Genomic DNA, 11,339 nt, shown 5'->3' with positions numbered 1-11,339 from the left:
CCTCATACACGGCGCTGCTCATCTCCGGCAGATAGACATAGCCAACCCGCCCCTGACTCAGTTGCGTCACCTGTGCGCGGCGCTTGGCGACCCAGCCATCCAGTTGCAGACGGTACTCCTGCGGCAAGTCCATGGCGGTGACATCGAGCTGCACCGTATCCTTGCTTCCCTTTGGCAGCAGGGTGAGGGCCAGTCGCTGGCCAGCCTGGTGATTGAGCAGGGTATCCAGCTCGTTCAGGCTGTGCAGCGCTGCGCCGTTGATGGCCAGCAGGCGGGCGCCCGGTACCAGATCCGTCTCCTGATCCAGCGGGCCGCCAGCCAGCAGGGCCGTCAGTGTTACCCCGTGCTTGTCTTCGTGCCAGTAGCCGCCGAGGCTGGCGGTATCATCGGGCAGCCGCGGGAAGGGCGCCGGGCCATAGCCCCAGGTGTGGGAGACGTTCAGCTCGCCGGCCAGCTCCGCCAGCAGATTGCCAAAGTCCCGACCATTGCGGATGCCGGGTAGCTGGCGACGATAGGCGGCCACATAGCCATCCCAGTCCACCCCGTTCATGTCGGCCCGATAAAATTCGTCCCGGGTGAGCCGGGTGATCTGGTCGAAGACGGCAGTCATCCGATCCCGCCAGCTGGCGGTGATCAGCAGGTTGTAAGGGTGTCTGCTGGCTTCGCCGGAGCGGGGGTCGATGAGGGCAATTTCCCCCTCCCGCACCAGGGTGGCTAGGCTGGCGTCATCATTGAGGCTGGCCAGCGCAGGGCCAGGCTGTTCGGCGAACAGCAGCCGGGTCTCTCCCTTGCGCAACGCCTGGGCGTAGCCCTTGATCTCGCGCTCGCCATTGGCATCTGTCTCCTCCACCAGATAGATCAGGTGATCATCGACGATGCGGCTGGCGAGGACGGGGCCGCGTGGTTGCAGCTGCAGTGCCTCCCTGTGGGCCAGCTTGTCGCTCTCGAAGCCGTAACCCGCCTTGGGGGGCGCCTGTTCGGCGAGGAAGTCGCTCTTGGCGGCACGGCTGCTGTAGAGGCCGAGCAGGCTGCCATCCAGCGGCTCGCCGTCGGCGCCGAGCTTGCCGTATTTGGCGGATTGCCAGTAGAGGATACCGCCATCCTGACTCCAGGCCGGGCTGCCGTCCTGATAACCGTTGAGGCTGACGTTGACCGGCTTGGCTCTTGCGTCCCGGGTGTCGATGACGGCGATCTCCTGCTGGGCCGAGTCGGGCTGTATGGTCAGTGCCAGATGGTGAGCGTCGGGGGCGAAGGCCAGCTCCACCGCGTGGCGAGAGGGGTTGAACTCGGCGGCGACCAGCGGTCGCTGCTTGCCGCTGGCCAGATCCAGCAGGTGCACGGCCTGACCGTCCACCACGAAGGCGAGCTGCTTGCCGTCAGGGGAAAGGGTCGGCTTGCTGATGGCAACGCCCGGCATGGCCAGCAGCTTCTCTTCGATGAGGGGGCCGGGCTCGCTGAACAGCCGGTCCGGTTGCGCCTTCTTCAGGCGATAGAGGGCGGCCGGCCCCTCCTGCTCGGAGAGATAAATGAGCTCCTGTTCCTTGTCCACGTAGCGCGGCGATGACTGCTCGCTGGGGTGGCGGGTGAGCTGGCGTACCCGCTCACGGCGGGTGTCGACCGCAAACAGATCCCCCTGACTCACCAGGATCACCTCCTCCCCATCCTGGCGGGCGAGGGCCTCGTCGATGACGACGGGGGTGTCGCTCTGCTCGTCGGGCGCCTGGGCCCAGCGCGGCTGGATCGCCAGCTTGCGTGGCGCCTCGCTGCCGGCATCGAGTCGGTAGAGTTCACCTTGCCAGGACCAGACCAGATCGCCGTATCGGGAGGCGCTGAGGCCACGCACCGGATGGCCCTGATAGTGGGTGAGCTGGCGATCCTGACCGCTGGCCAGATCCCGTTGCCAGACGTTGAAATCGCCGCTGCGCTCGCTCAGGTAATAGAGTGCCTCGCCCTTGTCATCCCAGACGGGATCGCTGGCGGCGACCCTGTCTTCGGTCAGCTGGCGATGCTGTTTGCCATCGAACAGCCAGAGGCGAGAGACGGCAAAGGAGCGCTGGTGCTTGCGAAATGGCTGATCCATGCCTGGCATCTGATAAGCCAGCTGGCTGCCATGGGGACGAGCCAGGGTGGCTGGCAGGGGCTGCGCCGGGGTCAGTGCGCCGCCATCTATGGGGGTCCAGTAGAGGGCGCTGGCTTGCAGCCCCTCTGCCACGAAGTGATCCGCCTCCGGACTGGTCAGGCGCTGGCTGCTCAGCAACAGCTGCTTGCCATCGGCGCTGAATGCCTGGGGCAGATCGGGGCGCGAATCCCGGGTCAGCCGCACCATCTCGCCCCCCTCGCTCGGCACCACGAACACATCTTCATTGCCATAGAGATTGGCGGCGAAAGCAATCTGCTTGCCGTCCGGTGACCAGATCGGACGCTGGCTCAGGTAGTCGCTGCCGGTGAGCGGCGTGGCGAGGCCGCCGTCCCCTGCGCTCAGGTAGATGCGTCCCTGCCAGGTGAATGCAAGCTGCTTGCCATCGGGGGAGAGAGCTGGCTCGCGCAACCAGAGCGGCTCGGCAGCCTGCAGGGGGGCGCAGATCAGCAAGATCAGCAAGGAGAGTCGGTATCGCATCATGGAGATTTCCTGATAGGTGAAAAGCGCCTTATCTTCCCCTAATCGCCAGGGGGGGACTATCCCGAGATAGGGGGGATATCCCATTGTTTTGGCTGTTAATTGTAACAATTCTTAAAAGCTGGCGCGGGATATGTTTCTCTGGATATATTGAGTATTGATGGCGATCCAATATGATGGCGCTCGCCCGCCGCTCGGGGCGGTGCAGTTCAGATGATTTGGTAACAAGAAAAGCCCTTATCAGAGGCTTGTCGAGGGATGGAATGAGAGTCGTATTACTGTGTTTGCTGGGGCTGTGGCCCGCACTGAGTTTTGCCACCCTGTCCGCCGATATGGTGGTGGTGAAAAAGTCGAGTTATAGCCTGACCCTGATGAAGGACGGCAAGGAGGTCAAACGCTACTGGATCGCCCTGGGGCCGGCCCCCAAGGGTCACAAGCAGCGGGAAGGGGATCAGCGTACGCCGGAAGGGCGCTACATCCTCGACTACAAGAAGACCAACTCCAACTATTACAAGGCCATCCACATCAACTACCCGAACCTGGACGACATCAAGACGGCCAACGAGATGGGTGTGTTACCGGGCGGCATGATCATGATCCATGGTCAGCGCAACAGTATAGGCAACACCCGTTTGCAGCCGTCCAACTGGACCAATGGTTGCATCGCCATGCTCAACCATGATCTGGACGAAGTGTGGAACGCCATCGAACCCGGAACCCCCATTGTCATCCAGCCCTGATTGCCTGTCGCGCGCCACCATCAGGGTGGCGCGCGACTGTTCGGCTGCCTCCATACCTTCTCTGTCTGCTGCCCCCTTGGTATCTGTCCCCTTGCTGTGCTAGTTTTCCGGCTTGCCGTAGATGTAACAAGGATGATCCCATGCCGTCAGCAACCAGTACCCAATCAGTTGTAGCCGAGCGCACCCATGTGCTCTGGTGGCGCGCCACCCTGGATATGCTCCCGCTCTCCATTTCGGTGATCCCCTGGGGGATCCTGTGTGGCGCCCTGGCGCTGCAGGCGGGGCTTAGTCCATTGCAGGCCCAGCTGATGTCACTGCTGGTCTATGCCGGTGCCGCCCAGCTCTCGGCCACCACGCTGTTCGGGGCGGGCACGCCTCTGCTACCTATCATGGGTTCCACCATGGTGATCACCTCCCAGCATCTGCTCTACGGCTTCACCTTCCGCCGCGATGTCTTGCCGCTTTCTCTGCGCTGGCGGGCTAGCCTGGCCTTCTTCCTGACCGACGAGATGTTCGCGGTGGCGCTCAAGGATAGGGAGCGCAGCGGCAGCTTCAACCCGGCCTACGCGCTGATCGCCGGTTTCATCTTCTACCTGTTCTGGAATCTGGCGACCCTGCTCGGTATCGCTGCTGGTCAGTACATAGACGGGCTGGACAAGATGGGGCTGGACTTTGCCATCGCCGCCACCTTTATTGCCATGACCATTCCCGCCATGAAGAACCTGCCCATGGTGGCGGCGACCCTGGTGAGTGGCGGCACTGCGCTGCTCACCAAGCCACTGCTGGCGGAGGTTTACATCATCATCTCGGCACTGGCCGGCATGGTGGTGGGTTATGTGTTGCATCGGATGAGGAGGTGACCATGAGCTGGCTGATGATAGGCCTGCTGGCCCTGATCACTTTCTTCAACCGCTTCGCCTTCTTCTCGCGGCTGACCCGCTATCAACCGGGTGCCGAGATGGGGGCGTTTCTCAGCTTCTCGGCCCAGTCGGTGTTGACCGCCATCTGGCTGCCCATCGTCTTCAGCTATGAGTCGGGCAAGGGACTGGTGTGGGATCAGGACTACCTGGCCGCCACCCTGCTGGTGACGGCGCTGACCCTGCTGCGGCTACCGACCCTGCTGGTGGTCGTGGTGGGCATGGGGGGCTTCTTCCTGCTGCGCTGGCAGGGGGGATTGGCGGCGCTGTTGCTCTGGTTCGGCTGAGCCGTGATCCCGCATGGTGGATGTCTTTTATGGATATCCACCATGTTGTGAATGTCACTTCAAAAAACACCTCTCAAGTGTGAGGATTTAGGGACCATCCGCCAAGGAGCTCCCCCATGTCTTTCACCGAAACCTGTCAGCGCATAGTGCGTGATCACCACCTCTCTGCCGCCCAGAAGAGTCATGCCCTGGCGCTGGCCGCCGAAAATGCGCTGCCTTACCCCGAGCTGCCACCGGCGGTCGCCGAGGCGATGGTGCAGGGGTTTATCTGCGACATGTTCGAGGGGCACGCCCCCTACAAGCCGCGCTATGTGCTGCCGGATTACGAGAAATTCCTGAGTCAGGGATCGGCCTGGCTGGAGCTGGCGCCGCCTCGGGATGTTGACGAGGCGCTCGATGCCCTGCGCATTCTCTATCACCATGTGCCCTCCGTCACCGGCATGCCGGTCTGGCTGGGGCGCCTCGATCATCTGCTGCTGCCCTTTGTCGGCGAGCTGGATGACGAGACCCTCTATCGCAAGCTGAAGGGGTTCTGGGTCTATCTAGACAGGGTGCTGCCGGACGCCTTTATGCACGTCAACATCGGGCCGGATGACAACCGTATCTGCCGCCTGATCCTGCGCATCGACAACGAGCTCAAGCAGGTGGCGCCCAACCTCACCTTCTTCCACGATCCTGGGCAGACCCCGGACAGCCTGCTGCTGCAGGCGGTGAAAAACATCGCCGAGTGCAGCAAGCCGCACATCGCCAACTACCCGATCCATCGCGATACCTTCGATACCCGCGGCTTTGGCATCGTCAGCTGCTACAACGCCCTGCCGCAGGCCGGTGGCGCCAATACCCTGGTGCGGATCTCCCTCAAGCGGGTCGCCGAACAGTGCCAGGGGATCGATGATTTCCTCGGTTGCCTGCTGCCTCACTATTGCCGTCTGGCCTCCCAGTTGATCGCCGTGCGCGCCACTTTCCTGCATCAGGAGTCCGGCTTCTTCGACAGCTTCCTGGTCAAGGAGGGGCTGCTGGATGAGGATCGCTTCGTCCCCATGTTCGGCATCTATGGCATGGCGGAAGCGGTCAATATCCTGATGGATAAAGAGAACCTGCCGGAGCGCTACGGCCGTGACGAGGAGGCGAACCAGCTTGGCTATCGCATCTCGGCCCAGCTTTCGGAATATGTCACTGCGACGCCGCAAACTCACGCCTGGGGTGGCCGCGCGCTGCTGCACTCGCAGGGTGGCCTCAGCATCGATGTGGCCGTCACCCCCGGGGTGCGCATCCCTTACGGCCATGAGCCGGATCCGGCCAGCCATGTGCTGGCGCTGGCGCCGCACCACACTTATTACCACTCGGGGATCAGCGAGATCCTGACCCTGGATCCCACCATCCGCCAGAACCCGCAGGCGCTGTTGCAGCTCTGCAAGGGGGCGCTCGCCATCGGCATGCGTGAGTTCACCGCCAACGTGGCCGACAGCGATCTGGTACGGGTGACCGGCTACATGATCCGCAAGAGCGACGTGGCCCGTTTCGCAGAGGAAGGCTCGCGGTTGCAGACCACCTGCCTCGGTGCCGAGGCGAGTGAAGTGACCGCCATCCGGCAGCGGGCGCCGCGGGTGGTCGCCCACGAATCGACCATCTGCGAGTATTGAGCTCGAACCTGATGGCTGACGCCTTGCCAGCACGCAGCGCCCTGGTGAGCAGGGTGCTGCCCTTCTCCTGCGTCGACGGGCCGGGCAACCGGCTGGTGCTGTTTCTGCAGGGGTGCAACTTCCGCTGCCCCGGCTGCCATAACCCGCACACCATAGGGCTGTGCGACGATTGTGGCGACTGCCTCGCGGTCTGCCCGAGCGGCGCCCTCACTCTGGATGAGGGCCACCTTGGCGAGCGCAGAGTGCGCTGGCAGGTGGCGCTCTGCACCGACTGCGACGCTTGTCTGGATGCCTGCCCCCGTAGTGCCAATCCCAAGACCGCCACCATGACGGTGGCCGAGGTGCTGGCCCTGCTGCGCCGCTACGGCCCCTTGCTGACCGGCATTACCGTCTCCGGCGGTGAGGCGACCACCCAGCTCCCCTTCGTGGTTGCACTGTTTGCCGCCATCAAGGCCGCGCCGGATCTGGCCCATCTCAGTTGCCTGCTCGACAGTAACGGTTCGCTGGCCGAAACCGGCTGGCAGCGACTGCTGCCGTTGCTCGACGGCGCCATGATCGATCTCAAGGGGTGGCGCGACTCGGTGCATCACGCTCTGACCGGTTATGGTCGCGAGCGGGTATTGGCCTCGCTGCAACTGTTGGCAAGCCACGGCAAGCTGGCCGAGCTGCGGCTGCTCCATGTACCGGGACGCAGCGATTTCATCGATGCCGATGGCAAGCTGGAGGCTGGCCTGGCCAGCTTTCTGCAGAGCCTTGGGCCAGTGCCCATCCGCATCAACGGCTTTCGCCACCACGGTGTGCGCGGGGAGGCGACGAGCTGGCAGGAGGCGGACAGAGAGGCGTTGACCCGGCTTGCCACAGCGCTGATCGCCAGGGGGCTGGGGCCTGTGTCCCTGCCGGCGATCTGCTGAGTGGTCACTCGATGCTAATAAACTGATCGCAAAGGTATTTTGGTGTTTTCTTGGTTGGTATCCGGCGAGTAGGCCGCAAGTTTGTGGCCTGATCCCGGGCTTTTGGCGCCGTGATTCTCAAGATGACGTAACTGTGATTGCTGTCTATTTGAGCTCCGCGAAGGGGCGGCTAGAATGGGGCATTCGCCCACTATCAACAGACGAACATGAGTAAATCCAACGTCCTATACCGAGTGCAGTTCATTTGTCACAATGAGCGTTACGAAGTTTATGTCAGGGAAGTGAGTCAGGGTCAGCTGTTCGGCTTCATCGAGATAGCGAACTTCGTGTGGGACACCCACACGGCGCTTATCGTCGATCCCAGCCACGAGAAATTGAAGAGTGAATTTGCCGACGTCAGCCGCACCCTGGTCCCTATGCACCATGTGCTGCGCATCGATCAGGTGCGCAAGCAGGGGGCGGCCCGCATCACAGAGCTGGGCAACAAGGTCACGCCCTTTCCCAGCCCCATCTATACCAAGAAGCCCTGAGGCTTGCTCCTCTCTGAGCGCCTTGCCATGGGGATCCCCTGGCGAGGCTCTCCCCTCTTCGGGTCTGTCATGGCGCCCGCAGGATCTGCAATGTGTGCAGCCTGGGTGCGCTAACCCAGTTCCCGGGCCAGTTGCAGGATCCGTTGGCGGAACCAGCACCGCGCGGGCTCTTCACCGGCCGGGCCATACCACACCAGGCTGTGAGTGACGGCGCCATAGTCGAACGGGACGGGGCGGATCACCAGATCCCGGCTCATGGCTTGCTCGGCCCAACCTTTGACGGCGGTGAGGATGAGATCGCTCTGGCGCAGCAGGGCTGCCGCGCTGCCAAAATCCGGCAGGGTGGCACTGATCTGGCGGCGCACCTGCAACTGGGCCAGGCTCTGCTCGAAGAAGGGGTTGGCCAGTTCCTGATCGCGAATGGCGATATGGCGCCAGCTCAGGTAGGCATCCAGATCCCAGGGTTTGTTCAGTGCCGGGTGGCCCGCACGCAACAGGCAGACCAGCTTGTCTTCCCGCAGCGTCTCCCATACCAGACCCGGTTGGCGGGGCAAGGGTTGGCTCTGATCGTGGGGCAGGATCACGAAGTCGAGCTTGCCCGCCGCGAGCGCCGTCAGCCCCTGTTCATCCTTGTTCCAGATGTCGGGCACCAGGCCGGGCACCTCCCGCATCAGCTGGCCCAGAATGGGGCCCATGGGCCAGACCATGCCGCTTTCCCGCAGTGCAAATTTCAGTTGTCCCTGCCAGGTAGCAGGGTCGAAACCGCCCTGGCTGGTGAGGCTGTTCAGCTCGCTCAGTAGCCGGTGCAGGGTGGGGCCGAGTCGCTCGGCAAACGGGGTCAGCAACAGCTGGTTGCCCTGGCGGTAGAGCAGCTGATCGCCGAGCAGACCCCGCAACTGGTTGAGGGTCTTGCTGACGGTGGAGGGGGTGGTACAGAGCCGCTCGGCTGTGCGGGTGACGCTCTGGCTGTCGAGCAGCAGATGCAGGGTGACCAGATGACGGCCTCCCAGCCTGGACAGTGCAATCAGATCCATGACAGCTCCACAACATAGGGACACATAAAAAGCCCCGCTTGAGCGGGGCTTGTACGGATTAGCCTTTGAGCACGGCTGCCATGGCGTCGGCCACATAGTCGACGTTGCGGCTGTTAAGGCCAGCCACACACATGCGACCGGAGCGCACCAGATAGACGGCGAACTCTTCGCGCAGGCGGTCCACCTGCTCCGGCGTGAAGCCGGTGTAGCTGAACATGCCACGCTGGCTGATGAAGTAGCCAAAATCGCGGCCCGGCACCTTGGTGCTCAGCACCTCGAACAGCTTCTGGCGCATCGCCTTGATGCGGGTGCGCATCTCGGTCACTTCATCGACCCACAGGGCGTGCAGTTCCGGCTGGCTCATCACAGCCGCAGTGATCTGGCCACCGTGAGTGGGGGGGCTTGAGTAGTTGCGACGCACGGTGGCCTTCATCTGGCCCAGTACCCGGCTTGCCTCTTCGGCATCTTGGCAGATCACCGACAGGCCGCCGCAACGCTCGCCGTAGAAGGAGAGGTTCTTGGAAAACGAGTTGCTGACGAAGAAGCTGACACCAGCGGCCACCATGGCGCGGATGGCGTAGGCATCCTCTTCCAGCCCGTCACCGAAGCCCTGATAGGCGATATCCATAAAGGGGATCAGGTTCTTCTCGACCACCAGCGCGATCACCCTATCCCACTGGGCAGAGGAGAGGTCCACCCCGGTCGGGTTGTGGCAGCAAGGGTGCAGTAGCACGATGCTTTTCGCTGGCAGGGCGCTCAGGCAGTCGATCATCCCATCGAACTGCACGCCGCCGGTAGCGCCATCGTAGTAGGGGTAGTCGTGCACCTTGATGCCAGCCCCTTCGAACATGGCCTTGTGGTTATCCCAGGTCGGATTGCTGACCCACACCTCGGAGGTCGGGAAGTAGCGCTTGAGCAGGTCTGCGCCGATCTTGAGCGCACCCGAGCCGCCTATGGTCTGGATGGTGGCGATGCGGCCGGCCTTGACCGCCTCATGCTCGGCGCCAAACAGCAGGTGCTGCACTGCGGTGCGGTAGTTGGCGGCACCCTCCATCGGTTGGTAGGGGCGCGGTGCCGGGGCGGCGGCGCGCTGGGCTTCGGCCTGCTGCACCGAGGCCAGCAGCGGAATGCGGCCCTGCTCGTCGTAATAGAGACCGATCCCCAGGTTCACCTTCTGTGCACGGGGATCTTTGTGGAAGGTCTCGACCAGGGTCAGTATGGGGTCGCCAGCGTAGGCATCGACGTGTTCAAACATGGGGGGTCCTTGCGAAGTGGAATCCAGAATAAGGCGATCAACGATCGGCGGTCATGATGGCGTAAAGCGGGCGAGGGCTCAAGTCTGAAACGGGCCAAGGATGCCCGGTCGGCTCAGCTTTGCTGTCAAGCGGCCCGCGTTGCCGATGCGTTTCACAACCGGCATGCAAGCTGGCCATCCTGGCGCTGGTGGGGGGGATGCTGTGGGGGGCCGACTGGCTGGATCCCCTGATGGGCATAGCGGGCGCCGTGCTGGTGGCCGTGTGGGCCTGGGGTCTGCTGCGCGACTCGGGCCGGGTGCTGCTGGATGCCGAGATGGATACCCCGCTGGTGGCTGAGATCCGCGAGCTAATCGCCGAGCTGCCGGGCACCGAGATCCGCGATCTGCACGTTTGGCGGGTAGGGCAGGAGCAGTATGCCTGCGTGCTCTCTCTATTGATGGCGACGCCCATCCCGGCTGGCCAGATCCGTGAGCGGCTCGCCATTCATGAGGAGCTGGTGCACGTCACCATAGAGATTGCCCAGCCCTGATCATCCCAGCTTGCCAGCATGAGAGATGAAGAAGGGGCCCAGGTCCCTTCTTCATCTCAATGGTGCTGGCCGTGGTCATCGTCCGGCTTGTGCTGCCAGATGGCCCCCAGCAGCAGCTTGAGTAGCAGCTGGGGCGGGTTGTCCAGCAAGGACCCCGACTCCAGCAGCAGGTGGCCATCGGCCCGAAAACCCAGGCTGGCGTGGACGACGCCATCTTCGCTGCGTACCTGGATAAGGCCGCTCAAGGTGCCACGCTCCCCCGGCTGGCAGCGCAGGTGCAGCTCGCGCGGCTCTCCCAGCAGGGTGAAGGCCCGGCAGAGGGGCGGTGTGTCTTCATAGTCGGGCCAGTTGAAGAAGTGGTACTGTTCGGCGAGCAGGCCTGCCTGCTGGCAAAATTGATCAAACAACAGCGCGATCGCCTGATACTCCTGATCCAGTCGTTTGGCTTGTTCCTCAATTCGCTTCATATGCTGTGACTCCCTCTTTATCCATATCCATTTGATCGGAAATTGATTTTTCCGGTATGGACCCGTCTGTCTAACTGGTATGGGCCTAAAGTGAGGCCGGGTCTGTGAGCCCGATCCAACTTTCGTTATGAAAACGTTATCTTGTTGAAAAGGGTTGGTTTTTTGCCCTGTCGCTCACATTTCAAACGATTCCCGCTGATTAATATGGCACCGCTCGGCAATGACCGGGTACTCGACTATCGAGATTAACTACAGCGGGAATTATAAAAAAATGGATATGAAAAAGACCAAAGTGGCGCTGGTAATAGCCTCACTGCTCGCGCTTTTGTCCGGCTGCAATGACAACAGCTCCTCCCCCTCTACCCCTGACGGCCCCGTTGCCCGTCTGCCCAATGTACAACCTCCTGC

Annotated in this window: 10 protein-coding genes and 1 pseudogene; 7 read left to right on the top strand and 4 right to left on the bottom strand. The window is 62.5% G+C overall.

The annotated features are described in order from the left end of the window. Window positions 1-2,617 (bottom strand): PD40 domain-containing protein (locus tag AAC083_RS05700; RefSeq protein ID WP_108536065.1); only part of this gene is annotated, 2,617 nt, incomplete at its 3' end. Between the two features lie 263 nt (window positions 2,618-2,880). Between AAC083_RS05700 and AAC083_RS05695 the strand changes: the two genes are divergently transcribed. The 6 genes from AAC083_RS05695 to AAC083_RS05670 all read left to right on the top strand — a co-directional run bounded on the left by AAC083_RS05695 (window position 2,881) and on the right by AAC083_RS05670 (window position 7,645). Then, window positions 2,881-3,357: a L,D-transpeptidase family protein gene (locus AAC083_RS05695; protein WP_181364664.1), complete on the top strand. Its 477-nt coding sequence runs from the start codon at window positions 2,881-2,883 to the stop codon at window positions 3,355-3,357. 140 nt (window positions 3,358-3,497) lie between these two features. After that, window positions 3,498-4,217, top strand: a complete 720-nt coding sequence (locus tag AAC083_RS05690; RefSeq protein ID WP_042038754.1) for an AzlC family ABC transporter permease — start codon at window positions 3,498-3,500, stop codon at window positions 4,215-4,217. A 2-nt stretch (window positions 4,218-4,219) separates the two neighbouring features. After that, complete coding sequence (locus AAC083_RS05685) at window positions 4,220-4,561, top strand: AzlD domain-containing protein (protein ID WP_108536063.1); 342 nt, start codon at window positions 4,220-4,222, stop codon at window positions 4,559-4,561. Between the two features lie 116 nt (window positions 4,562-4,677). Beyond that, window positions 4,678-6,204 carry a YjjI family glycine radical enzyme gene (locus AAC083_RS05680; RefSeq protein ID WP_108536062.1) on the top strand — a complete coding sequence of 509 codons (1,527 nt, stop codon included), beginning with the start codon at window positions 4,678-4,680 and terminating at the stop codon, window positions 6,202-6,204. Window positions 6,205-6,215: 11 nt separating this feature from the next. Continuing rightward, window positions 6,216-7,115 (top strand): YjjW family glycine radical enzyme activase, encoded by a 900-nt coding sequence (locus AAC083_RS05675; RefSeq protein ID WP_181364663.1) that lies wholly within the window; start codon window positions 6,216-6,218, stop codon window positions 7,113-7,115. 206 nt (window positions 7,116-7,321) lie between these two features. Continuing rightward, complete coding sequence (locus AAC083_RS05670; RefSeq protein WP_042038760.1) at window positions 7,322-7,645, top strand: DUF1820 family protein; 324 nt, start codon at window positions 7,322-7,324, stop codon at window positions 7,643-7,645. A gap of 110 nt (window positions 7,646-7,755) precedes the next feature. Here AAC083_RS05670 and AAC083_RS05665 read toward each other — a convergent pair whose 3' ends face one another. Both AAC083_RS05665 and AAC083_RS05660 read right to left on the bottom strand, forming a co-directional pair. Further along, window positions 7,756-8,679 carry a LysR family transcriptional regulator gene (locus AAC083_RS05665; protein ID WP_108536061.1) on the bottom strand — a complete coding sequence of 308 codons (924 nt, stop codon included), beginning with the start codon at window positions 8,677-8,679 and terminating at the stop codon, window positions 7,756-7,758. 58 nt (window positions 8,680-8,737) lie between these two features. Next, window positions 8,738-9,934 carry an amino acid aminotransferase gene (locus tag AAC083_RS05660; RefSeq protein ID WP_042038764.1) on the bottom strand — a complete coding sequence of 399 codons (1,197 nt, stop codon included), beginning with the start codon at window positions 9,932-9,934 and terminating at the stop codon, window positions 8,738-8,740. A gap of 170 nt (window positions 9,935-10,104) precedes the next feature. Between AAC083_RS05660 and AAC083_RS05655 the strand changes: the two are divergent. Next, a pseudogene (locus AAC083_RS05655) lies at window positions 10,105-10,464 on the top strand (cation transporter); the annotation flags it as partial. Between the two features lie 56 nt (window positions 10,465-10,520). On the opposite strand, the gene AAC083_RS05650 reads toward AAC083_RS05655, so the two are convergent. Beyond that, on the bottom strand, window positions 10,521-10,931 hold the full coding sequence (locus tag AAC083_RS05650; RefSeq protein WP_108536060.1) for a hypothetical protein: 411 nt from the start codon (window positions 10,929-10,931) through the stop codon (window positions 10,521-10,523). Between the last annotated feature and the right edge of the window lie 408 nt (window positions 10,932-11,339).

It is taken from the genome of Aeromonas sp. HMWF014, assembly GCF_963878295.1.
GTDB classification, from domain to species: Bacteria; Pseudomonadota; Gammaproteobacteria; order Enterobacterales; family Aeromonadaceae; genus Aeromonas; species Aeromonas popoffii.
Note: the sequence above shows the minus strand (reverse complement) of the source record. Positions and strands in the feature narration are given on the sequence as shown.

Bases quoted from the DNA above. Each gene is read 5' to 3' on its own strand.
- AAC083_RS05650 (WP_108536060.1), bottom strand. From the start codon at position 10,931: ATGAAGCGAATTGAGGAACAAGCCAAACGACTGGATCAGGAGTATCAG.
- AAC083_RS05675 (WP_181364663.1), top strand. From the start codon at position 6,216: ATGGCTGACGCCTTGCCAGCACGCAGCGCCCTGGTGAGCAGGGTGCTG.
- AAC083_RS05680 (WP_108536062.1), top strand. From the start codon at position 4,678: ATGTCTTTCACCGAAACCTGTCAGCGCATAGTGCGTGATCACCACCTC.
- AAC083_RS05670 (WP_042038760.1), top strand. From the start codon at position 7,322: ATGAGTAAATCCAACGTCCTATACCGAGTGCAGTTCATTTGTCACAAT.
- AAC083_RS05685 (WP_108536063.1), top strand. From the start codon at position 4,220: ATGAGCTGGCTGATGATAGGCCTGCTGGCCCTGATCACTTTCTTCAAC.
- AAC083_RS05660 (WP_042038764.1), bottom strand. From the start codon at position 9,934: ATGTTTGAACACGTCGATGCCTACGCTGGCGACCCCATACTGACCCTG.
- AAC083_RS05690 (WP_042038754.1), top strand. From the start codon at position 3,498: ATGCCGTCAGCAACCAGTACCCAATCAGTTGTAGCCGAGCGCACCCAT.
- AAC083_RS05695 (WP_181364664.1), top strand. From the start codon at position 2,881: ATGAGAGTCGTATTACTGTGTTTGCTGGGGCTGTGGCCCGCACTGAGT.
- AAC083_RS05665 (WP_108536061.1), bottom strand. From the start codon at position 8,679: ATGGATCTGATTGCACTGTCCAGGCTGGGAGGCCGTCATCTGGTCACC.